The organism is Streptacidiphilus neutrinimicus, assembly GCF_000787815.1.
Taxonomy (GTDB): Bacteria; Actinomycetota; Actinomycetes; order Streptomycetales; family Streptomycetaceae; genus Streptacidiphilus; species Streptacidiphilus neutrinimicus.
The window spans coordinates 1-662 of the sequence record NZ_BBPO01000131.1 but is presented as its reverse complement, the minus strand read 5'-3'; the positions used below and the strand labels follow the sequence as shown (position 1 = coordinate 662).

At 75.4% G+C, this 662-nt stretch carries 1 protein-coding gene; it reads left to right on the top strand.

The genetic code is table 11. The features are described from left to right. Positions 1-2 precede the first annotated feature (2 nt). A partial coding sequence (locus tag TR48_RS36910) for a VIT1/CCC1 transporter family protein (protein ID WP_042375019.1) occupies positions 3-662 on the top strand: 660 nt, incomplete at its 3' end.

Here is a 662-nt window from a genome sequence, read left to right as displayed (position 1 = left end):
AGTTGGGGTCACGGCTGAACTGGCTGCGGGCCGGGGTGCTCGGGGCGAACGACGGGGTGGTGTCGACGGCGGGTCTGGTGGTGGGGGTCGCCGGAGCCGCGGCGACCTCCGCCGAGCTGCTGACGGCCGGCCTCGCCGGCCTCCTCGCGGGGTCGCTGTCGATGGCGACGGGCGAGTACGTGTCGGTCAGCACCCAGCGGGACTCCGAGCTCGCCGCCCTGGACCAGGAGCGGCGCGAGCTGGCCCACACGCCCGAGGCGGAGCTGGAGGAGCTGACGGGCCTGTACGTGGCGAAGGGGCTGACCCGCGGTCTCGCGCACGAGGTCGCGGTGCAGCTGACCGCGCACGACGCGCTGGCCGCGCACGCGGAGACGGAGCTGGGCATCGACCCCGAGGAGCTGACCAACCCCTGGCACGCCGCCGGGGCCTCGTTCGTGGCCTTCACCGTGGGGGCGCTGCTGCCGCTGCTGGCGATCGTGCTGCCCCCGTCGTCGGTCCGCGTGCCGGTGACGGTCGGCGCGGTGATCGCCGCGCTGGTGCTGACGGGGTGGCTGAGCGCGCGGCTCGGCGCGGCCAGGATCGGACCGGCGGTGGCCCGGAACGTGCTGGGCGGATCGATCGCGATGGCGATCACCTACACCGCCGGCGTGCTCCTCCACGCC